This is a genomic window from Micromonospora sp. WMMA1947, from assembly GCF_027497355.1.
Classification (GTDB): Bacteria; Actinomycetota; Actinomycetes; order Mycobacteriales; family Micromonosporaceae; genus Micromonospora.
This window is the reverse complement of record NZ_CP114909.1, coordinates 3,615,879-3,637,570: the sequence shown is the minus strand read 5'-3', so window position 1 is coordinate 3,637,570 and position 21,692 is coordinate 3,615,879. Positions and strand designations below refer to the sequence as shown.

Annotated in this window: 20 protein-coding genes; 14 read left to right on the top strand and 6 right to left on the bottom strand. The window is 74.0% G+C overall.

Annotation, left to right across the window (positions count from 1 at the left end; translation table 11 throughout):
* Positions 1–23 precede the first annotated feature (23 nt).
* The gene (locus tag O7604_RS17505; protein ID WP_281577136.1) at positions 24–968 is read right to left on the bottom strand and encodes an SDR family NAD(P)-dependent oxidoreductase; all 945 of its coding nucleotides are present in this window, start codon (positions 966–968) and stop codon (positions 24–26) included.
* A 147-nt stretch (positions 969–1,115) separates the two neighbouring features.
* Between O7604_RS17505 and O7604_RS17500 the strand changes: the two genes are divergently transcribed.
* From O7604_RS17500 to O7604_RS17465, 8 genes are all read left to right on the top strand, one after another.
* Positions 1,116–1,682, top strand: coding sequence for a TetR/AcrR family transcriptional regulator (locus O7604_RS17500; protein WP_281577135.1), 567 nt, complete (start codon positions 1,116–1,118; stop codon positions 1,680–1,682).
* 44 nt (positions 1,683–1,726) lie between these two features.
* Positions 1,727–3,061, top strand: coding sequence for a low temperature requirement protein A (locus O7604_RS17495; protein ID WP_269704798.1), 1,335 nt, complete (start codon positions 1,727–1,729; stop codon positions 3,059–3,061).
* 73 nt (positions 3,062–3,134) lie between these two features.
* Positions 3,135–4,013, top strand: a complete 879-nt coding sequence (locus O7604_RS17490; RefSeq protein ID WP_269704797.1) for an oxidoreductase — start codon at positions 3,135–3,137, stop codon at positions 4,011–4,013.
* 69 nt (positions 4,014–4,082) lie between these two features.
* Entirely contained in the window at positions 4,083–5,030 is a 948-nt protein-coding gene (locus O7604_RS17485; protein ID WP_281577134.1) for an LLM class flavin-dependent oxidoreductase, read from the top strand.
* Positions 5,031–5,041: 11 nt separating this feature from the next.
* Complete coding sequence (locus tag O7604_RS17480) at positions 5,042–6,052, top strand: aldo/keto reductase (RefSeq protein ID WP_281577133.1); 1,011 nt, start codon at positions 5,042–5,044, stop codon at positions 6,050–6,052.
* A gap of 67 nt (positions 6,053–6,119) precedes the next feature.
* Positions 6,120–6,389, top strand: coding sequence for a type II toxin-antitoxin system prevent-host-death family antitoxin (locus O7604_RS17475; protein ID WP_269704794.1), 270 nt, complete (start codon positions 6,120–6,122; stop codon positions 6,387–6,389).
* Complete coding sequence (locus O7604_RS17470; protein WP_269704793.1) at positions 6,379–6,801, top strand: type II toxin-antitoxin system VapC family toxin; 423 nt, start codon at positions 6,379–6,381, stop codon at positions 6,799–6,801. Before O7604_RS17475 ends, O7604_RS17470 begins: the two co-directional genes overlap by 11 nt.
* 93 nt (positions 6,802–6,894) lie before the next feature.
* The gene (locus O7604_RS17465) at positions 6,895–7,794 is read left to right on the top strand and encodes a TIGR01777 family oxidoreductase (RefSeq protein ID WP_269704792.1); all 900 of its coding nucleotides are present in this window, start codon (positions 6,895–6,897) and stop codon (positions 7,792–7,794) included.
* Between the two features lie 28 nt (positions 7,795–7,822).
* Here the strand turns inward: O7604_RS17465 and O7604_RS17460 are convergent, their stop codons facing one another.
* Entirely contained in the window at positions 7,823–9,064 is a 1,242-nt protein-coding gene (locus O7604_RS17460) for a PHB depolymerase family esterase (RefSeq protein WP_281577132.1), read from the bottom strand.
* Positions 9,065–9,238: 174 nt separating this feature from the next.
* On the opposite strand from O7604_RS17460, the gene O7604_RS17455 reads away from it, so the two are divergent.
* From O7604_RS17455 to O7604_RS17445, 3 genes are all read left to right on the top strand, one after another.
* Positions 9,239–11,050 carry a DUF2079 domain-containing protein gene (locus O7604_RS17455; RefSeq protein WP_269704790.1) on the top strand — a complete coding sequence of 604 codons (1,812 nt, stop codon included), beginning with the start codon at positions 9,239–9,241 and terminating at the stop codon, positions 11,048–11,050.
* A gap of 70 nt (positions 11,051–11,120) precedes the next feature.
* Complete coding sequence (gene lipB, locus O7604_RS17450) at positions 11,121–11,762, top strand: lipoyl(octanoyl) transferase LipB (RefSeq protein WP_043329324.1); 642 nt, start codon at positions 11,121–11,123, stop codon at positions 11,760–11,762.
* A 5-nt stretch (positions 11,763–11,767) separates the two neighbouring features.
* Entirely contained in the window at positions 11,768–12,160 is a 393-nt protein-coding gene (locus O7604_RS17445) for a VOC family protein (RefSeq protein ID WP_269704789.1), read from the top strand.
* A gap of 377 nt (positions 12,161–12,537) precedes the next feature.
* Here O7604_RS17445 and aspS read toward each other — a convergent pair whose 3' ends face one another.
* A complete protein-coding gene (aspS, locus tag O7604_RS17440) occupies positions 12,538–13,824 on the bottom strand; it encodes an aspartate--tRNA(Asn) ligase (protein WP_281577131.1) in 1,287 nt (428 codons plus the stop codon).
* 412 nt (positions 13,825–14,236) lie between these two features.
* Between aspS and lipA the strand changes: the two genes are divergently transcribed.
* A complete protein-coding gene (lipA, locus tag O7604_RS17435; RefSeq protein WP_281577130.1) occupies positions 14,237–15,226 on the top strand; it encodes a lipoyl synthase in 990 nt (329 codons plus the stop codon).
* A 59-nt stretch (positions 15,227–15,285) separates the two neighbouring features.
* The gene (locus O7604_RS17430) at positions 15,286–16,878 is read left to right on the top strand and encodes a DUF423 domain-containing protein (protein WP_269704786.1); all 1,593 of its coding nucleotides are present in this window, start codon (positions 15,286–15,288) and stop codon (positions 16,876–16,878) included.
* A gap of 29 nt (positions 16,879–16,907) precedes the next feature.
* On the opposite strand, the gene O7604_RS17425 is transcribed toward O7604_RS17430, so the two are convergent.
* Together O7604_RS17425 and O7604_RS17420 are read right to left on the bottom strand one after the other, a co-directional pair.
* Positions 16,908–19,832, bottom strand: coding sequence for a helix-turn-helix transcriptional regulator (locus tag O7604_RS17425; RefSeq protein WP_281577129.1), 2,925 nt, complete (start codon positions 19,830–19,832; stop codon positions 16,908–16,910).
* Positions 19,833–19,984: 152 nt separating this feature from the next.
* Positions 19,985–20,155 (bottom strand): hypothetical protein, encoded by a 171-nt coding sequence (locus O7604_RS17420; RefSeq protein WP_281577128.1) that lies wholly within the window; start codon positions 20,153–20,155, stop codon positions 19,985–19,987.
* A 215-nt stretch (positions 20,156–20,370) separates the two neighbouring features.
* Here O7604_RS17420 and O7604_RS17415 point away from each other — a divergent pair, with 215 nt between their 5' ends.
* Positions 20,371–21,060 carry a DUF4191 domain-containing protein gene (locus O7604_RS17415; protein WP_128138945.1) on the top strand — a complete coding sequence of 230 codons (690 nt, stop codon included), beginning with the start codon at positions 20,371–20,373 and terminating at the stop codon, positions 21,058–21,060.
* Positions 21,061–21,121: 61 nt separating this feature from the next.
* Here the strand turns inward: O7604_RS17415 and O7604_RS17410 are convergent, their stop codons facing one another.
* Positions 21,122–21,577 carry an RDD family protein gene (locus O7604_RS17410; protein WP_281577127.1) on the bottom strand — a complete coding sequence of 152 codons (456 nt, stop codon included), beginning with the start codon at positions 21,575–21,577 and terminating at the stop codon, positions 21,122–21,124.
* Positions 21,578–21,692: the final 115 nt, after the last annotated feature.

Sequence of the window (21,692 nt, the reverse complement as noted above, 5' to 3'; positions counted from 1 at the left end):
CGCCCCCTTCGTCGTGTGCGGCCTCAGCCCTTCAGGTGCTCTTCGGATACGGTCCAGAGCTGCTCGGCGGCCTCCGGGTCCCGGGCGTACGGCGCCCAGCCGGTCCGCGTGCCCGGCTGGTTCGGCCCGGCCTCCTGGCAGTCCTCGAAGTACCGGCCGCCGACGCCGTCGAGCAGCGGTGAGGCGGCGACCAGCACCGAGGTCGCCGCGCCCTGCTCGGGGGTCTTGAACGAGGCCGCGCCGCCGCCGCTCTGCGCGCGCATCCGGACCAGTTCCTCCTCGGTGATGTAGCGCTGCAGGTTGGTCCGGATCGCGCCGGGCATCAGCGCGTTGGTGTAGATGCCGTCGTCGGCCCAGCGACGGGTCGCCTCCACCGCGAACAGCACGTTCGCGGTCTTGGACTGCCCGTACGCCAGCCACGGGTCGTACGGCCGCTGCCGGAAGTGGATGTCGGAGAACACCACAGGTGAGCGCAGGTGGGCGCCCGAGCTGACGGAGACGATCCGCGCGCCACCGGCCGCGGCGAGCGCCGGGCGCAGCCCGGTGGCGAGCGCGAAGTGGCCGAGGTGGTTGGTCGCGAACTGCATCTCCCAGCCCTGCTCGGTACGCATCTCCGGGGAGGCCATGATCCCGGCGTTGTTGACGAGCATGTGCAGCGGCCCGTCCCAGTTCCGGACGAACGCGGCCACCGACGCGAGATCGTCCAGGTCGAGCGGGGCGACCAGGATCCGGTCGTTGCCGGTGGCACCGGTGATCTCGGCGGCGGCACGCTGACCGGCCTCGGTGTTGCGTACGGCGAGGGTGACGTCGGCCCCGGCGGCGGCGAGCGCGCGGGCGGTCTCGACGCCGATCCCGGAGGCGCCGCCGGTGACGACGGCCCGCCGGCCGGTCAGGTCCAGGTCACTGACCACCTCCAGGGCGGTGGTCTCGGCGGAGAACGGGGTGGTGACTGGTGTCGGGGTTGTCATGGTCCATCCTTGTCGACGGCGACGCGGACCGATGTCCGCCCGCTACGATCAGAAGCGGAGGATCCTCCGTTACTTGCTCAGCATAACCGGAGGAGACTCCGGTTACCACCGACCCGGGCCGCGACCCGGTCGAGCCGAGGAGGAACCGTGCCCGACCGACCGCTGCGCGCGGACGCGCTGCGCAACCGGCAGCGGCTGCTGGACGCCGCGGTCCAGGCGTTTTCCCAGGACGGCCCGGAGGTAACGCTGGACCGGGTCGCCAAGGAGGCCGGCGTCGGCATCGGCACGCTCTACCGCCACTTCCCCAGCCGGGAGGCACTGATCGAGGCGGCGTACCGCAACGAGCTGGAGAAGCTCTGCGACGCCGCCCCGGCGCTGCTCGCCGCCCAGCCCGCCGACGCGGCGCTGCGCGCGTGGATGGACCGGTTCGTCGACTACCTCGCCACCAAGCGGGGCATGGCCGACGCGCTGCGGCTGGTCATCGCCGCCGGCGCCAACCCGTACGCGCAGAGCCGCGACCGGCTGCTGGCCGCGCTCGGCGAGCTGCTCGCGGCCGGCGCGGCGGCCGGTGCCCTGCGCGCCGACGTGGCCGCCGCCGACGTGCTCGCCAGCCTCAGCGGGGTCTCCCTGGTGGCCGGCGAGCCGGACCAGCGCGCCCAGGCCGGACGCCTGCTCGACCTGCTGATGGACGGCCTGCGGCACCGGCCGGGCTGACCGAATCGGTCACCCGGCCCGACCTGCGCTGACAGACTCGGCCGGTGGGCTCGTACGGGTGGCGGGGACGCCTGGGACCGGCGGTGCCGGTGGCCCCCGGCGCCCGGGTCGACCGGTTCGAGATCTTCTTCGACCTGGTCTTCGTCTTCTCGTTCTTCATCATCACCCGGGCCACCGCCCTCCAGGTGACCGGCGGCGCGCTGCTGCACGCGCTGCTGGTCCTCGCCGTGCTCTGGTGGTCGTGGGTGGTGCACAGCGTGGTCGCCACCCGGGTACGCCTCGGCGAGGGTTTCGTCCCGGTGCTCATGACCGTCGGCATGGCCGCGCTGTTCACGTTCGCGCTCTCGCTGCCGCACGCGTTCCGCGACCCGCGCGGCAACGCGGCCGGGCCGATGGTCGCGGCGCTCAGCTACACCGTCCTGCGGTTGATCCACCTGCTGCTGTACCGGCACGCGGTACGGGACAGCCCGAACGAGCGCCGGCAACTCCTCCGGTTCGCCCCGGAACTGATCGGCAGCACCGCGCTGCTGCTGGTCGCCGCGCTGCTGCCGCCGAGGATCGACGACCTGTTCTCCGCGGCGGCGCTCCGGGACGTGCTGTGGGCGGTGGTCATCCTGCTCCAGTACGGCAGCGGCATGATCGCCGGCACCTGGGGCTGGGGCGTCGCGTCGGCCGAGCACTGGACCGAGCGGTACGACCTGATCCTGATCATCGCGCTGGGCGAGTCGGTCATCTCGGTCGGCGTGGGCAGCAACCTGCTCGGCCAGCCGCCCACCTGGCCCGCCGTCGCGGCGGCGGTACTCGGCATCTTCTTCACCGCCGCGCTCTGGTGGGCGCACTACGACATGATCGGGCCGGCCGCCCGGATCGCGTTGCACGTCGCGCAGGACGGCCCCCGGGTGGCGATGGCCCGGGACGCGTACGCGTACCTGTTCCTGCCGATGATCGCGGGCATCATCCTGTTCGCGCTCGGCGCCGAGACGATCGTGCACGGGATCGCCGACCCGAACGTGCCACCGAGCGAACCGGCGCACGGTCCCGGCGTACCGCTGCTGTTCGGCGGCGTGATCTGCTACCTCTGCGGCAACATGCTGTTCCAGCTGCGTACCCTGCGCACGCTGAGCTGGACGCGGGTCGCGACGGCGTTGCTGCTCGGCCTGACCATCCCGGTCGCGGAACGGGTGCCGGGGCTGGCCGCGCTGGGCATGCTCACCGCCATCACCGTGGGTATGGTGGCCGTCGAAGTGATCGTCTTCGACGAGGGCCGGCGGGCCCTGCGAAAGCTGATCTTCGAGGAACGCGCCAGCCACGAGGCGCACGAGGCGGCCTGGCGGGCCCGCTGGCACGAACGGCCCGACGACCGCGACGAAGGCGAGTGAACCAGCGGCCCGCCGCCTCCGTGAAACCTGTCGGCCCCGCCGCGGGGCCACACCTGAGGGATACGGGGGCCACATGACCATCGACACCGTCCACGCCGGCGCGGCCGGCACCTGGCAGCTCGGCGACCTGACCGTCAACCGGATGGGCCTGGGCGCGATGCGGCTGACCGCGAACGCCGACGGCAGCCCCAGCGACCGGGACCGGGCCGTCGCCGTACTGCGCCGCGCCGTCGAGCTGGGCGTCAACCACATCGATACGGCCGCGTTCTACTTCTCGCCGCTGCGCTCGGCCAACGAGCTGATCAACCGGGCGCTGTGGCCGTACCCGGAGGGTCTGGTCATCGTCACCAAGGTCGGGCCGGGCAAGGACCCGTCCGGGCAGTGGCTGCCGGCGGCCCGCCCGGACCAGCTGCGCGGGCAGGTGGAGGAGAACCTGCGCCAGCTCGGCCGCGACCACCTGGACGTGATCAACCTGCGGGTGCACGGCCCGGAGCCGCTGTCCGAGCACTTCGGCGCGCTGGCCGAGCTGCGCGACGCCGGGCTGATCCGGCACCTCGGCGTCTCCGCCGTACGCCCGCACCAGGTCGCCGAGGCGCGCGCCATCGCCCCGGTGGTGTGCGTGCAGAACTCGTACGGCCTGGGCTACCGCCGCAGCCACGACGAGCTGATCCGGGACTGCGCGGCGCACGGCACCGCGTTCGTGCCGTTCTTCTCCATCGTCACCAGCGGCCGGGAGGCCGGCGCGACCGGCGAGGAGCACCCGGAGGTGCTCGCGGTGGCCCGGGAGCACGGCGTGACGGCGACCCAGGTCCGGCTGGCCTGGACGCTGGCCCGGGGCCCGAACGTGCTGGCCATCCCCGGCACCGGCGACCCCGCGCACCTGGAGCAGAACGTCGCCGCCGCCGCGCTGCGTCTCTCCCCCGCCGACCTGGCCCGCCTCGACGCGGTGTGACGTTCGGCCGTCGGCAGAATCGGCGCGTACGGGGTGGCCCACCGCTGCGTGCGCGCCGATGCTGAGGCGATGGCGACCTTCTCCGTACAGGCCCAACCCACCGACGCGGCGAGCTGGACCGAGCTGGCCCGTACCGTCGAGGCGGCCGGCTTCGACGCGCTGTTCGCGGCCGACCACCCCGGCGACTGCGCGTCGCCGTTCGTCGCGCTGGCCGCCGCGGCGGCCGTGACCAGCACGCTGGGCCTCGGCTCGTACGTCTCCAACGCCGGCGTCCGCGAGCCGATCCTGCTCGCCGCCGACGTGGCCACCCTGGACGTGGTCTCCGGCGGGCGGGCCCGGTTCGGCGTCGGGGCGGGCCACACGCCGGCCGAGTGGCGGGCCGTCGGGCGCGAGCGCCCGGACGTCGCCGGCCGGGTCCGCCGCTGCGTCGCGGTGACCGAGGCGGTACGGGCGCTGCTGGCCGGCGACGAGGTCACTGTGGACACCGAGGAGCTGACCGCGCACGCCGCCCGTCTCACGGCGCCCCGGCCGGTCCAGGACCGGATCCCGCTGACCGTGGGCACGTCCAACTCGGCGCTGCTGCGCTGGGCCGGGAGGCACGCCGACGTGGTCGGCCTGGCCGGCTTCGGCCGTACCCTGCCCGATGGCCACCAGCACGCCGTCCGGTGGCGGGCCGACCAGATCGAGGCGCAGCTGGCCTGCGTCGCGGCCGGCGCCGCCGACCGGGACACCCCGCCGGTCCTGGAGGCGCTGGTCCAGCACGTCGCCGTCACCGACGACGCGGAGGCGGCCGCCGCCGCGACGGCCGCCGAGACCGGACTCACCCCGGCGGAGGTGCTGGCCACCCCGTTCGTGCTGGCCGGCACGCCCGACGAGATCGTCGCGGCCGTGGCCGGGCACGAGCGCCGCTGGGGCGTCACCCGCTTCGTGGTACGCGCCGGAGCAGTCGACGCGCTCGCCCCGCTCCTGCCCCGGCTGGCGGGAAAAGAGCTGGACTTCGAGCACACTCGAAAGTGAACACTGGCCGCATGACGACGACACGACGGCTGGGCCGCAGCGGCATCGAGGTCAGCGCGATCGGCATGGGCTGCTGGGCGATCGGCGGCCCGCTCTGGGACGGCACCCAGCCGCTGGGCTGGGGCGAGGTGGACGACGACGAGTCGGTGCGTACCGTCCACCGGGCCCTGGAGCTGGGCGCGACGCTGTTCGACACCTCCAGCAACTACGGCGCGGGGCACAGCGAACGGGTGCTGGGGCGCGCGCTCGCCGGCCGCCGGGACCGGGCGGTCATCGCGACCAAGTTCGGCTACCCCACCGACGAGGAGACCCGCCAGGCGCTCGGCGAGGACGCCACCGCGGACTACGCGCGGCGCAGCCTGGAGGGTTCGCTGCGCCGGCTCGGCACCGACCACGTCGACCTCTACCAGCTCCACCTGGGCGGCCTGCCGGTGCCACGGGCACTGGACCTCGTCGGCACGCTGGAGGACCTGGTCGCGCAGGGAAAGATCCGGGCGTACGGCTGGAGCACCGACGACCCCGCCTCGGCGCGCGCCTTCGCCGAGGCGGGACCGCACTGCGCGGCGATCCAGCACGACCAGTCGGTGCTGCGGGACAACGCCGCCATGCTCGCGGTCTGCGCGGAGTTCGACCTGGCCAGCCTCAACCGGGGGCCGCTGGCGATGGGCCTGCTCACCGCGAAGTACCAGGACGCGCCGACCGCCCGGGGCGACGACGACGTACGCGGCGTGGCACCGGAGTGGCTGGACTGGTTCACCGGCGGCGTACCGCGCGCCGAGTGGTCCGAGCGGGTGGCCCGGGTCCGTGAGGCGCTGACCGCAGACGGCCGCACACTCGCCCAGGGGGCGCTGGGCTGGCTGCTCGCCCGCAGCCCGCACACGCTGCCGATCCCCGGCTGCCGGACGGTGGCGCAGGCCGAGGAGAACCTCGGCGCGCTGGCGTACGGGCCGCTGCCGGAGGCGGCTTTCGCCGAGGTGGAACGCCTGCTCGCCGACCTGCGCACTACCCCGGCCCCCGCCTGACCGGCTCGGCCGCACCGACGCCGACAACCTGTAGCACTTCGTAGCACACAGGCGGTAGGCTGCCGGTGTGGCCGAGCACGCTCATCGCGAGATCACCCAACGCGAGCTGCGCAACGACTCCGGCGCCATCATGCGCGGAGTCGAGCGCGGAGAGTCCTTCACCATTACCCGCAACGGCACGCCGATCGGGCGGTTGATCCCGATCCGGCGGCGCACGTTCGTGCCGCGAGCCGAGGTGCTCGCCGCCTTCGCCAGCGCACCACGGCTGGACGAGGCACGCTTCCGGGCCGACCTCGACGCCGCAATCGACCAGGATCTGCCCGGCCGTGAATGGTGACCTCCCCGTTCGCGGTCTGATCGACACCAACATCGTCATCCATCTGGCTGGCCTCGACGGCGCGGAACTGCCCGACGAGATGGTCATCAGTGCGGTCACGCTTGCCGAACTCTCGGCCGGTCCACATCACACCGACGATCCGCGCGAGCGTGCCCGCCGGATGAGCGTCCTGCAACACGTCGAAGCCACGTTCGAACCACTTCCGTTCGACGCCGAGGCGGCGCGGGCATTCGGCCTGGTCTCAGCGGCTGTGCTCGCCGCCGGACGAGGCACACGCCGCCGGGTGGCGGACCTGATGATCGCCTCCGTCGCACACGCCAACGCGCTTCCTCTCTACACCACGAACCCCGCCGACTTCCTCGGACTCGACGGTCTGATCACCGTGCATCCGGTCAACCGGCCGACCGGCTGAGGGGCCACGGGCGGCGCGCAACCCGGCGGGCGTGACGAGTGAGTGATTTCGCTCAACGCATCCGAATCGGGGTTCGTATCGGAAGATGTGAGCATGCGGATCCTCATGGCCGGCGTGTCCGGCTTCCTCGGCACCCGACTGGTCGACTGCCTCACCGCGGACGGCCACCAGGTCACCCGCCTGGTCCGCCGCCCACCACGCACACCCGCCGAACGGCAGTGGAACCCGTCCGCCGCGCAGCTGGACCCGCAGTGCGTCGCCGACGCCGACGCGGTGGTGAACCTGGCCGGCGCCGGGGTGGGCGACAAGCGCTGGAACGACGAGTACCGCAAGCTGATCCGGACCAGCCGGGTGGACAGCACCACCACGCTCGCCATCACGATCGCCGGCCTGCCCGCCGCCGACCGGCCCGCGGTGCTGCTGAACTCCTCCGCCGTCGGCTGGTACGGCAACACCGGCGACCGGGCGGTCACCGAGGAGGCGCCTGCGGGTGAGGGGTTCCTGGCCGACGTCTGCCGGGTCTGGGAGGCCGCGACCCGCCCGGCCGAGGACGCCGGGGTACGGGTGGTGCGCCTGCGTACCGGACTGCCGCTGCACCGCGACGGCGGCCTGCTCAAGCCGCAGCTGCTGCCGTTCCGGCTGGGCGTCGGCGGCAAGCTGGGCAGCGGGCGGCAGTGGGTGCCGTGGATCTCGATGCGGGACTGGCTGAACGCGGCGAAGTTCCTGCTGGACCGCGACGACGTGGCGGGCCCGGTCAACGTGGTCGGCCCGGCGCCGGTCACCAACGCCGATTTCAGCCGGGAGCTGGCCCGGCAGCTGCACCGCCCCGCGATCATGCCGATCCCGGCGGTGGCGCTGAAGGTGGCGCTCGGCGGCTTCTCACAGGAGGCGCTCACCAGCAGCCGGGTGCTGCCGGGCGTGCTCGACAAGTCCGGCTTCCCCTGGACGCATCCGGAGCTGCCGGGCGCGCTGCACGCCGCCCTCACGGAGTGAGCCCGCGAGGGCGGCGCGGCGTCGCGGTTCAGCAGCCGATCACCCAGTACGCGGGTCCGGTCTGCTTGAGCGTGCTCGTGTAGAAGGTGTTGTAGAGGCCCATCCGCTGCCCGCTGCCGAGCGCGTAGGCGTACCCGCCGGACTGGTAGGCCCGCCCGGCCACGACGTGCGCGTAGTTGCTGGCGGTGATGCAGACCGGCGCACTGGTCGGCGAGGGCGAGGCGGTCGGGGTCGGTGACGCGGTCGGGGTGGGTGACGCGGTCGCCGTCGGGGTCGGGCTGGGCGAGGCGCCGCCACCGCCGAGCCCGAAGAAGACCGCGTCGCGGTACGTCGAACAGATGGTGTCCAGGAAGTACGCCCCGGCGGTGCCGCACTGGTCCGCGCCCGTACCCGGGTCGACGGGGGTGCCGTGGCCCATCCCGGAGACCCGGTAGAGGCGGACCTGGTCGGCGCCGTAGACCTCCAGGCTCGTCCCGGACGGCAGCGTGGACGTGCTAGTCGGGGTGGTCGACACGCCCAGCACGTTGGTCCACTGGTCCCGCGACTCGGCGGCGTTCGCGGTCGCCACCGTGGTGTCGCTGGTGCCGTGCCAGATCGCCACCCGGGGCCGCTTGCCGGAGTAGCCGGCGTACGCGCCGCGGACCAGGTCGCCCCACTGCGCCGGGGTCTTGTCCACGCCCGGGTTCATGCAGCTGAACGCGGTGACGGTGCTGGTGGCGCAGCGGTACGGGATGCCGGCGATGATCGAGCCGCCGGCGAAGACGTCCGGGTAGGCGGCGAGCATGGCCGCGCTCATCGCACCACCGGCGGAGAGGCCGCTGACGTAGACCCGGGCGCCGTCGGTGCCGTAGGTGGTCCTGGCGTAGTCGACCATCTGCTTGATCGACAGCGCCTCACCCTGGCCGCGCGCGGTGTCGCCGGTCTCGAACCAGTTGAAGCAGGAGTTGGCGTTGTTGCCGCTGGGCTGCTGCGGCGCGATGAGTGCGAACTTCCACTGGTCGGCGTACTTCTGCCAGCCGGAGTTGGCGACGTACGTCGAGGCGTTCTGCACGCAGCCGTGCAGCAGCACCACGGCGGGCGCGCCGGCGGGCAGGCCGTCCGGGCGGTACGCGTACATGGCCAGGTTGCCGGGGTTGGAGCCGAAGCCGGTGACCTGGGTCAGCGAGGCCGCCTGGGCGGGAAGGGCGGCGACCAGCGCGGTGGCCGCGGCCAGCACGACCCCGGCCGCCGCCCCGGCGACGCGGGCGATGAGGGATGAGGAGCGGGGCACGGGGACCTCCCGATCGTGGAATGTGAACTGAGTCACCTCCGGGTTGCCGCGACGTTACGGCCGCGTTTCGTCACACCGGAATGGCCGCCGCTCACACATTCACGGCCACCGAAGTGTGCGGCCGAGTTTCGTGTCCGGGCGGTCTGCCCAGGTCCGGTTGGTAACGTCCGCTGCGTGCCCTCCTCCCCGTCCCCGGCCACCGGCCGGTCGCCGACAGCTGTCCGCGACCGGCGCTCCGACCTGCTGGTGACGCTCGCCGCGCTGACCCTGGCCCTCTGGGTGACCAGTGGCATGTGGCGGGATCCGAACAGCCGGGCCATCACCGTCAACTCCAGCGACCAGGCGCTGTTCGAGTGGCTGCTGGCGTTCGGCGGGCACGCGCTGACCCACGGGCAGAACCCGCTGTTCACCACGCTGATCAACGTGCCGGACGGGGTGAACCTCGCGGTGAACACCTCGATCACCGTGTACGCGGCGGTCTTCGCGCCCCTGACGTACCTGATCGGGCCGCCCGCGACGTTCCTGGTGATCCTCACGCTCAACCTGGCCGCGACGGCGGTGGCCTGGTACTGGCTGCTCAGCCGGCACCTGGTGCGCAGCCAGCTGGCCGCCGGTGTGGCCGCGCTGTTCATCGCCTTCTGCCCGGCGATGGTGTCGCACGCCAACGCACACCTGAACTGGACGGCGGGCTGGCTGGTGCCGCTGCTGATCTGGGGCGTGTTCCGGCTGCGTCGCCCGGGCCGGGCGGTCACCGGCGGGATCGTGCTCGGGCTGCTGGTGGCTGTCGCGTTCTCAATCGCCGCCGAGGGGCTGTTCTTCACCGCGCTGGCGCTCGGCGTGTTCCTCGCCGTGTGGGCGTTGCACCCGGCCCGCCGGTCCGAGGTACGCGCCGCGCTGCCCCGGATGGCGGCCGGGCTGGGCGTGACGGCGCTCGTCGCCGGGGCGCTGCTGGCGTACCCGCTCTGGCTGCACTTCCTCGGACCGCAACGGTTCCACGGCACCGGGTTCGACCCGCTGATCCACTCCGAGGACATCGCCGCGTACGGGTCGTATCCGCGCCGGTCGCTGGCCGGCTGGGCCGGGTGGGGCACCTCGCTGGCGCCCAACCCGACGGAGGAGAACTCGTTCTTCGGCGTACCGCTGCTCCTGCTCGCCGTCGCCTGTTTCGCGCTGCTGTGGTGGCGCGCGGACCGGGCGTTCCGAGCCACGCTCGCGGCGCTCGGCGTGACCGCCGTGGTCTTCGCGGTGCTGTCGTGGGGGCCGACGGTGAAGTGGAACGGCCGCCGCTTCGACCAGACGCTGCCGTTCGGGGTGCTGGACAACCTGCCGGTGATCAACGCGGCGTTGCCGTCCCGGCTGGCGCTCGTGGTCGCGCCGGTGATCGGCCTGCTGCTGGCGTACGCGATCGACACGTTGCGCGCCCGGCCGCCACGGCGCCGGGTGAGCGGGCTGGCCTGGGCGCTCGGCTTCGTCGCCGCGCTGCTGCCGCTGGTGCCGACGCCGCTGCTCACCAGCGTCCGCGAGCCGATTCCGCAGTTCATCACCAGTGGCGCCTGGCAGCGCTACGTCCCGCCGGACGGGGTGCTGACCCCGCTGCCGCTGACCGTGGACGTCTACCCGGACGGGCAGCGCTGGCAGGCGTACGCGCTGGCGAACCGGCAGGGTGAGTTCCGGATCCCGTCCGGGTTCTTCCTCGGGCCGGGCGGGCCGGAGGGCCGGGGCCGGATCGGCCCGGTGCCGCGCACCTTCGACTCGCTGATGGATCAGGCCGGGCGGACCGGCCTGGTGCCGATCATCACCGACGGCAGCATCCGGGCGTCCCGGGCGGACCTGCGCTACTGGGGGGTCCAGGCGGTGGTGCTGCCCGACCGGGTGCACGGCGCCAAGTTCGACGTCGACGAGGAGGCGCTGCGGCGCACCGCCACCGCGCTGCTCGGCCCGCCCGAGCGGGTCGAGGACGTCTGGCTGTGGCGGGTGCCGGCCTGACCGCCGCCTCGGCCCGATGGCGACGAGGCTCACGGGTCCGGTTCCCGGAGGGCGGGACTAGGCTGGACGGGTGAGCGTGACGACTTCCGGGCTGACCGCCGTCCGCGCCGGCCTGCTCGACTACCAGGCCGCCTGGGACGAGCAGCGCCGGCTGCACGAGGCGGTGGTGGCCGGCGAGCAGGGCGACACCGTGCTGCTGCTGGAGCACCCCAGCGTCTACACCGCCGGCAAGCGCACCGAGCCGTGGGACCGGCCGATGGACGGCACCCCGGTGGTGGACGTGGACCGCGGCGGGAAGATCACCTGGCACGGTCCGGGGCAACTGGTCGGCTACCCCATCGTCCGGCTGCCCGACCCGGTCGACGTGGTCGCGTACGTCCGCCGCACCGAGCAACTGCTGATCGACGTGTGTGCCGAGTTCGGGCTGGCCGCCGGCCGGGTCGAGGGACGCAGCGGCGTGTGGGTGCCGGAGGACGACAGGGGGCCGGCCCGCAAGGTGGCCGCCATCGGCATCCGGGTCGCCCGTGGCGTCACGCTGCACGGCTTCTCCGTCAACTGCGACTGCGACCTGGGCTTCTTCGACCGGATCGTGCCCTGCGGCATCCGGGACGCCGGGGTCACCTCGCTGACCGCCGAGTTGGGCCGGCCGATCACCGTGGCCGACGTGCTGCCGGTGGTCGAACGGCACCTGCCGACGCTCACGCAGGTCTGAGCCCGGTGCGGCTCGACCTGGTCACGCTCGTCGTGGCCGAGTACGACCCGGCCATCGCGTTCTTCACCGAGGTGCTCGGCTTCGAGCTGGCCGAGGACAGCCCGTCCCTGACGAACGACGGCCGGCCCAAGCGCTGGGTGGTGGTACGCCCGCCGGGCGGCGGGACCGGCCTGCTGCTGGCCCGCGCCGACGGCGAACACCAGGCCGGCGCGGTGGGCGACCAGACCCACGGCCGGGTGGGCTTCTTCCTGCAGGTCGACGACTTCGAGGCGGTGTACCGCCGGATGGTCGACGCGGGCGTCGAGTTCGTCCGGCCACCCCGCACCGAGCCGTACGGCCGGGTCGCGGTCTTCCGCGACATCGCCGGCAACCCCTGGGATCTGCTCGGCCCGGCCTGACCGCCTCGGACACACGGTGGCCGACCGGTCCGATCGCCGCCGCAGGCCAGCGCCCTGCGGTCACCGTGAGTGACAGAAGCCGTGCCCGAGGGTTGTCCCCTCTCGCCGACTTTGCTCTGCAGCCGGATACGCGACGGTCACTCCTGGTCGATCGATGCGTCGGTGGCTGCAGAGCAAAGGGCGCACGCACCCGTCCCTCCCCCTCGGCGGGCGCCGCCATAACCCCTGCTCAGCCCGCTCCGGAGGCAACAAGGGCACCCGCGCGACATCTAGCGCACCCTTACGGACCGTGACCGCAGCCGGAGACGACCTCCCCTCACTCTCAGTGTCCGCGCCGGGGCTGGTTTCCCAGCCCCGGCGCGGCCGAGAGCCGCCGGTCAGGGCGTGAGGCGGTGCAGGTCGCGCGGGAAGGCGGTCACCTCCCGGACGTTCGCCGCACCGACGAGCCGCGCGACGAATCGCTCCAGCCCGATCGCGAACCCGCCGTGCGGCGGCATGCCGTGCCGGAACGCGTCCACGTACCCGGCGTACGGCTCCACCGGCTCGCCCCGCGCCGCGAGCGCGGCCAGGTAGTCGGCGTGCCGGTGCAGGCGCTGCCCGCCGGTGACCAGCTCCACGCCCCGGAACAGCAGGTCGAAACCGTTCGAGTACGCGGGCCGGGCCGGGTCCGGGTGGGTGTAGAAGGGGCGCTTCGCCATCGGGTACCCGGTGACGAAGAGGAAGTCGCTCCCGTGCTCGCGGAGCGCCCACTCCCCCAGCGCCCGCTCGTGCGCCGGCGCCAGGTCGGGTTCGGAAGGCGGCGCCCCGGCGATCTTCAGCGCGTCGGTGAAGTGCACCGCCGGGATCTCGGCCGGCACCTGCGGCACCGTCACGCCGAGCGTCGTCAGCGCCCCACCGGCCCGCTCGCCGACGGTCGCCACCATCCCGGCCAGGGTCTCCCGCAGCACCGTCATCACGTCCCGGTGGTCGGCCACGAACCCCAGCTCGACGTCGAGCGACGTGTACTGGGCCAGGTGGCGCACCGTGTCGTGCGGCTCGGCACGGAACACCGGCCCCACCTCGTACACCCGCTCGAAGACGCCCACCATGAGCTGCTTGTAGAACTGCGGCGACTGGGCCAGGTAGGCGGGCCGCCCGAACCAGTCCAGCGCGAACACGTTCGCCCCGCTCTCGGTGGACGAGGCGACCACCTTCGGCGTGTGCACCTCGACGAAGCCCTGCCCGTCGAGCGTGGCCCGGAAGCCGGACACGGCGGCCGCCGATACCCGCAGCGCGGCGGAGCGGACCGGGTGCCGCAGCGCGACCGGCGCGTGGTCGAGCTGAGTGTGCAGGCCGGCGGTGAGCACCGGCCGGTACAGGTCGAACGGGGGCGGGACGGCGGTCGGCCCGAGCGGACGTACCGTCGGCTCGACGACCTCGACCCCGGCGGGCGCGGTGGCGTTCGCGACCACGGTGCCGACGACCTCGACGACCGTCTCCTCGGTGAGCGCCTCGATCTGCTCGCGCACGGCGGGCGCGGCGACCACCACCTGCGCGAGCCCGGCGGCGTCGCGGACGATCAGGAAGGCCACCGACTTGAGCAGCCGGCGGCGGTGGACCCAGCCGGCGAGCCGCACGGTGGCGCCCATATGGGCGGGGAGTTGGGTGGACAGGATGCGTTGCACGACGACTACCTCCTTGACCAATCGCAACGCGATCCCCAGGGAGGTGTGGGCGAGCGGGAACCTCGCGGTGCCACCACACCTTCGTCCCCGCCGAAGCGGGAACCTCGTTCGTCGCCTTTTCACCGGGGCCGGCCGGGCGGGCTCTACTGGGCGCGACGCGCCGTTCTTCCCGCAGCTCGGGAGGGTCTTCACGGACCGGCGCCAGACCGCCTCGCAGCAACCGGCGGCTCTCTCGACTGGCGGATCGGTCCGTTACTCGGCTCCGTCACAGCTCTGCCCGGCACGCTAGCACCGCGCGGGCCGCGCTGTGACCGGGTTTTTTCACCCCTGGTGTCCGGTGTCACAGCGATTCCGGCGTGACGGCCGTCGCCCACGTTCATCGACCGGCGCCGACCGGCGTACGCTCGGTTTTGTGACGATCGAGCAATCCGCGCCGACGACTGAGCAGCCAGCGCACACCGCGACCGTCGCCCCGGAGGGGCGGCGGATGCTGCGGATCGAGGCGCGCAACGCCGAGACGCCGATCGAGCGCAAGCCGCCATGGATCAAGGTGAAGGCCAAGATGGGCCCGGAGTACACCCAGTTGCGCGGGCTCGTCTCGCGCGAAGGGCTGCACACCGTGTGCCAGGAGGCCGGCTGCCCCAACATCTACGAGTGCTGGGAGGACCGGGAGGCCACCTTCCTCATCGGTGGTGACCAGTGCACCCGGCGCTGCGACTTCTGCCAGATCGACACCGGCAAGCCGGCCGAGTTCGACGCCGACGAGCCGCGGCGTGTCGCCGAGTCGGTCGCCGCGATGGGCCTGCGCTACGCGACCATCACCGGTGTCGCCCGCGACGACCTGCCCGACGGCGGTGCCTGGCTCTACGCCGAGACGGTCCGGCAGATCCACGCGCTGCAGTCCGGCTGCGGTGTCGAGCTGCTGATCCCCGACTTCAACGCCGTACCGGAGCAGCTCGCCGAGGTCTTCGGCTCGCGGCCCGAGGTGCTGGCGCACAACGTGGAGACGGTGCCGCGCATCTTCAAGCGGATCCGCCCGGCGTTCCGCTACGAGCGTTCGCTGGACGTGATCCGCCAGGCGCGGGCCGACGGCCTGGTCACCAAGAGCAACCTGATCCTCGGCATGGGCGAGGAGCGCGCCGAGGTGTCCCAGGCGCTGCGCGACCTGCACGAGGCGGGCTGCGAGCTGATCACCATCACGCAGTACCTGCGCCCCTCCCCCCGGCACCACCCGGTGACCCGCTGGGTCAAGCCGGAGGAGTTCGTCGAGCTGCGCGAGGAGGCCGAGGAGATCGGCTTCGCGGGCGTGATGAGCGGCCCGCTGGTCCGTTCGTCGTACCGCGCGGGCCGCCTCTACCAGCAGGCGCTCGCCGCCCGCCGGGAGGTTCCGGTCGCCGGCTGAGGCCGGCCGTCGACCGCGTCACCCGCCGCCGCCGCCCGCCGGATGCCATGATCACAGGCATGACCGCCGGGGTACGCGAGGAGCCACGCGAATCCGTGCGCCCTCGTACGCCCCGGCGGCTGCCGTTGCCGACTCTGCTCGCCCTGCTCGTCGGGCTCGCCGCTGTGGGGTACCGGCTGGCGCTGCTGTTCGCCGACGTGCCGCCCACGAACAGCGACGAGGCGACGATGGGGCTGGCCGCCCTGCACATCGCCCGCGGCGACGGCTTCCCGGTCTGGTTCTACGGCCAGGCCTACATGGGCACGCTGGAGGCGTACCTGGCCGCGCCGCTGGTCGCGCTGGCCGGGCCGTCGGTGCTCGTGCTGCGGCTGCCCACGCTGGCGCTGTACGCGTTGTTCCTGCTGCTGTCCTGGCGGCTGACCCGGCGGCTCGGCGGTGACCGCTGGTACGCCCTGCTCGTCGTGGCCGTGCTGGCGCTCGGCTCGGACCGGGTGGTGAAGAACCAGCTCATCGCCGGTGGCGGCTATCCGGAGCTGAACCCGGCCGGTGCCGCGCTGGCGCTGCTCACCGTCGGGCTCTGCGTAACCGGGGCGGGCGCGCGGCTGCCCCGCTGGGCGGCCTGGGGGCTGGTCTCCGGGGTGCTGCTCTGGGTGGACCCGCTGATCCTGCCGTACGTGCTGACGCTCGGCGTGCTGCTGGTGGCGTGGCGGTGGCGGGAACTGGCCGGGCGGGCCGGGGTGGTGCTGGCGGGCGCGCTGCTGGTGGGCGCGGCGCCGATGCTCGCCGACAGCCTGCTGCACGGCCGCAACCCGGTGGCCGCGGTGCTGGCGGCCGGTGGCACGGGTACGCCCGCGGACTGGGCGGACCGGCTGCACGGCGGGCTGGTGCTCGGGCCGCCGCTGGCGATGGGCTTCTGCTCCCCCGGCCGGTGCGCCACCTGGCAGCTCTGGTGGGCCGTCGTGTTTCCGGTGCTGCTGGTGCTCGCCGCGCTCACCGCGTGGCACACGCTTCGCCGTGCCCCCGACGGTCCGCGCTCGGCGGAGCGGGTGTCGGCCGGGGTGCGGCTGGCGCTGCTCGGCGGGGCGGCGGGCGTGCTCGCGGCGTACGCGGTGAGCAACGCGGCCGGGCAGACGCCGATCGAGAGCAGCCGTTACCTGTCGTGCCTGGCGGTCGCCGTGCCGGCCCTGCTCTGGCCACTGTGGCGGGCCGCCCGCCGGCCGGCGGTCCGGGTGGCGCGAGTCGCGGCGGTGGCGGTACTAGCGGGTGTGCTCGGCACCGGCGTGGCGGCCACGGTGGACGTGGTCCGGGCGGCGCCGGCCGTGCACGCCGAGGCCGACCGGCACCGGTCGCTCGTGGACACGCTCGGCGCGCTCGACGTGCGGAATGTGCGCGGCGGCTACTGGACGTGCAACCGGCTCGCCTACGCCACCGGCGAGAACGTGCTCTGCGCCGTGGTCGAGGACGACCTGCGCCCCGGTTTCGACAGGCTGCCCGCGTACCGGCGGGAGGTGGCGGCCGACCCGGACGCGGCCTGGGTGGCGCTCGCCGGCTCGCCGCTGGCCGCCCGGCTGGACGAACGCGTCGGCACCGAATCGGGCGCGCTCGACGTCGTCACCGTCGCCGGCTGGCGGATCTACCTGCCACGCCGCTGACGCAGGCCCGGCAGCGGCCGACGCGGGTGCTACCGGGCGCGGCGCTGTGCCGGGGCGGGCGGCGAAGCGTCGAGCAGGCCGAGACGGTGGGCCAGCGCGGCGGCCTCCACCCGGTTGGTCACGTCGAGCTTGGCGATGATCCGGGACACGTGCACGCTCGCCGTCTTCGGCGAGATGAACAGGCGCTCGGCGATCCGGCTGTTGCTGTGCCCCTCGGCGACCAGCCGCAGCACCTCCTGTTCCCGGCTGGTCAGCAGGTCCGGACCGGGTCGCCCGGTGCCGCGCAGCCCGACCCGGCGGGCCAGTGTCGCCGCCTGCTCGCCCAGCGGGGTGGCGCCCAGCCGGGCGGCCAACTCCACTGTCTCCCGTACCGCGGCGGCCACGTCGTCCCGCTCGCCCGCCGCGGCGGCCGCCTCGGCCAGCCCGAGCAGCGCCCGGCCCAGCGGGTACGGCTGCCCGGCCGTCCGCCACGCCGCCACCGCCGCCCGCCACGCGACGAGCGCGTCGGCGGGAGCGGCGGGACCGACCCCGGTCAGGACGGCAGTGACGCCTGCCGCGTACGCCTGCTCGGCCGGGTGCCGGGCGGGCAGCGCGGCGGCCCTCGTGGACACCTCGGCGGCGAGCGTGGCGTCCCCGGTCAGCGCGGCGGTACGCGCCACCGCACCGAGCACCGGCCACCCCTCGCGCGGCAGGTCGGTCAGGTGCGGGTCGGCCAGGGCGGCGCGCGCCGCGCGTACCGCTTCCAGCTTGTCGTCGGCGGCGAGCGCGGCCTCCACGCGCAGCTCGTGCAGCGGCAGCCGGTGGTTGGGCCACAGGTAGGGGCGCCGGAGGAACGCGAGCGCCCGCCCGACGACCTCGTCGGCGGCGGGATGGGCGCGGGCCAGGTGGAGCCCGGCGCGCAGTTGCAGCCAGTGCAGCCCGGAGACGCCGGGCGGGTCGATCCGGGCCGCCTCGGCGCAGGTGGCGTCCGCCTCGTCCCAGCGGCCCAGCGCGATCAGCGCCTCGGCCCGGTTCGACAGCAGGTACGCCCCGATCGAGCGGCTGATGCCGACCCGGCGCGCCTCGGTCACCCCGGCCGCGGCCGCCTGCTCCGACTCGTCGTAGCGGCCCAGCTCGTAGAGCACGTCGGAGAGGAAGACCAGCGCGCTGACCAGGGCCCACGAGTCACCGGCGGCGCGGGCCCGCGCCTCGACCCGGCGCAGCTCGGCCAGCCCGCGCTCCGGGGTGCCGTCGAGGCGGTGCAGCAGGGCGATCCGGGTGGGCAGCAGCACCAGGTCGGTGCCGACCTCGGACGCGCCGGCCGCGGCCTCGGCGGCGACCGAGGCGGCCTCGCGCGGGTCGACCTTCATCAGGTGCGACGCGATGTCGGCGAGCACAGCGAACCGTTCCGGGCCGTCGGGGGCGGCGGCCGCCAGCCGGTACGCCTCGCGCAGCTCGGCCGCGCCGTCGCTCTTGCCGAGCAGCGCGAACAGCCGGCCCCGATGGTCGAGCAGGCGGGCGGCGCGCAGCGGTTCGGCGTCGGAGTCGACCTCGGCCAGCGCGGCCCGGGTGAGCGTGAGCGCGCGGCTGAGGTCACCGGCGGTGACCGCGGCGGTGAGCGTGTCCTCCAGCACCCGCAGGTGGTCCATGCCGAGCCGGTCGGCGGCGTCGGGCACCTGCTCCCACAGTTCGAGGACGCGCTCCAGCAGCCGGCTCTGCTCGGCGTACGCGTACCGTTCGGCTGCCGCCTCGGCGGCGACCCGGGCGGCCGTGAGCGCGCGCGGGTGGTCGTGCGCCGCGTACCAGTGGTGGGCGATCTCGGCCGGCGCGCGACCGGCGGCGACCAGGTGCGGTTGGGCCTCGATCGCGGCGGCGTAGCGGGCGTGCAGCCGCGCGTGCTCGCCGGGCAGCAGGTCGTCGTGCACGGCCTCGCGGACCAGCGCGTGCCGGAACTCGTAGTCGCCATCCGGGTCGGCCACCACGAGCTGCCCGGCCACGGCGGCGCGCAGCGCGTCCTCCAGTTCGGCCTCGGGCAGGCCGGCCACCTCGGCGAGAAGCTGGTGGGCGAAACGGGTGCCTCCGGCGGCGGCGATCCGCAGCACCCGCTGGGCCGGCTCGGGCAGCCGGTCGACGCGGGCCAGCAGCAGGTCGCGCAGCGTCTCCGGGATGGCCGCGCAGCCGACCGGGCCACCGGCGGCGGCCAGCTCCTCGATGAAGAACGGGTTGCCCTGGGTGCGTTCGTGCACGTCGTCGACGGTCCGGGCGTACTGCTCGACGCCGAGCAGGTCGGCCAGTACGGCGGCGGTGCCATCCCGGTCGAGGCGGCCCAGCTCGATCCGGTCCACGCCGCGAACCCGGTCCAGCTCGGCGAGGAACGGCCGCAGCGGGTGCCCGCGGTGCAGCTCGTCGGTGCGGTAGGTGCAGACGACCAGCAGGCGGGTCGCGCGGGCGGCCCGCACGAGGAAGCCGATCAGATCCCGGGTGGACCGGTCGGCCCAGTGCAGGTCCTCGATCACCAGCACCAGCGGGCGTTCCTCGGCGATCCGCCGGAACAGGTCGGCGACCAGGTCGAACAGGTAGCCGCGCGGGGTGTCGGCGAGGGCCGGCCCGGCGGGCACGGCGACGGCCGCGGGCATCCGGGCCAGTTCCGGCAGCAGCCGGGCGAACTCCGCCTCGTAGCCGGCGAAGGCGGCCGGCCCGTCGTGGCGCAGCACGTCGCGCAGCGCGGCGGCGAACGGGGCGAACGGCAGACCGGCCTCGCCCAGTTCCAGGCACTGGCCGACGAGCAGGCGCGCGCCGGCCGCCTCCACCTGGGTGCCGAACTCCTCCAGCAGCCGGGTCTTGCCGACACCCGCCTCGCCGCCGACGAGCACCGTCGTCGGTTCGCCGGACCGGGACCGGGTCAGCGCGTCACCGAGCGCCGTCAGCTCGGGCCGGCGGCCGACGAGGACGGTGCTGGCAGCGCGTACGGTCACGCCGTCGAGCATGCCACGACCCCCCGACTGCGCGGCCGGGCCGAGGGGGCCCGCCGCCCCGGCCGCCCCCGTGACGGCCGGACCGGCAATTTCCCCCACGGCACCGGCCGCGCCCACGAACCCGGCCGGACCGGCGACGGCCGCCGGTGCGGTCACCGGCGGGCGTCGGTGGTGCGGGCGCCGTGCCGGCGTCGGCCGAGCCAGCCGCGCGGGTGCCGGCGGGGCAGCGACCGGGCAAGCCGGTCCTGGGCGGCGTCGGCCTGCAACTCGGAGGCGTGGCTGCGGTGGATGCTGAGGATGAAGTCCGCGTCGTTGCCGAACATCTCGGTCTCCCTTGCCGTGCGGTGTCGTTCCCTGTCGAGATCGACTCTCCGCGCGAAGGTGCCCCCGGGGCATGGGTACGCCGCCTGATCTTCGGCCCCTCCCCCTCCTTACCGGCGGGCCGGTTCGGGCCGGCGCGGCGGTAAGGTACTCAGCCCTCGGCGGAACAGGCGGCCACGGATCAACGTGATGTGCGCCGACCACTAGACTCTGCGGTATGGCAAAGCCCCAGGAGAAGGTCTCGTTCGGCCAGCGGCTGAAGCAGATCGGGATGGTGTTCCGGTTCACCGCCAAGCAGGACAAGTGGTTCGCGCCGCTGACCGCGGCGGCGGTGCTGATCCCGCTCGCGCTCACCGTGGTCGCGGTGATCGCCTGGGGCTGGATCTGGCTGCCGATCGGCATCCTGCTCGCCCTGCTCGCCGTGCTGATCGTGCTCAACCTGCGCTCCAACAAGGCGATGATGAACGCCGCCGAGGGGCAGCCGGGCGCGGCGGCGCAGATCATGGAGAGCATGCGCGGCGACTGGCGGGTCACCCCGGCGGTCAGCTCCACCACCCAGATGGACATGGTGCACCTGGTGGTGGGCCGGCAGGGCGTGATCCTGCTGGCCGAGGGCAACCCGCAGCGCGTCCGCGGCCTGCTCGGCCAGGAGAAGCGCCGCCTCGCGAAGGTGATCGGCACCGCCCCGCTGCACGACTACGTGATCGGGCAGGGCGAGGGTGAGCTGCCGGTCCGCAAGCTGCGGATGACGCTGATGCGGCTGCCGCGCGCCCTGTCCCCGAAGGACGTCAACGCCCTCGACAAGCGGCTCAAGGCGCTCACCGCGCGACCGCAGATGCCCAAGGGCGCGATCCCGAAGAACATGCGGCCGCCGCGCGGCGCGTTCCGGCAGACCCGGGGTCGCTGACCTCCGGCGTACGCGAGAAGGAGCCGGTCCCGTGCGGGGCCGGCTCCTTTCCTCATGGGGGTCAGCGGCGCGGGGCGTCGGTGACGACCGACCCGGCGAGCCGGTCGTGCAGGCCGCGCCGGTGCTCGTCCATCAGCAGCGCCGGCACCACGAGGGCCAGCAGGAAGCCGCGCAGCAGGCCCCGGAGCAGCCCGATCCGGCCACCGTCGGCCCAGGACACGCAGCGCAGCCGGGTGAGGAACATGCCGGGAGTCTGGGCGAACAGACCGATGAAGAAGCCGTACTCCAGGATCAGCACCAGGACCGGCGGCCAGCCGTCGCGGACCGGGTCGGAGAACGCCCGGGCGACCATCAGGCACAGCACCCAGTCGATGATCAGGGCGCCGAAGCGGCGGCCGAGGCTGGGCGGGGTGAAGGCGGGGTCGGTGGCGGGCGGCACCGGTGTGGCGGCGGTATCGGTCACAGCGGCCAGGGTAGCGCCGCCGCGACCCCTGACGAAAAATACGACATTCGGCATCACAGCGTGCCGAGATGACGCTCCGCAAGCGACGTAACACGGCGGAAACAGACGAGACACGGCAGGGCAACCCCACGGCCATAGCGTCGCCAGTAGCCAGCTACCGGAGTGGACC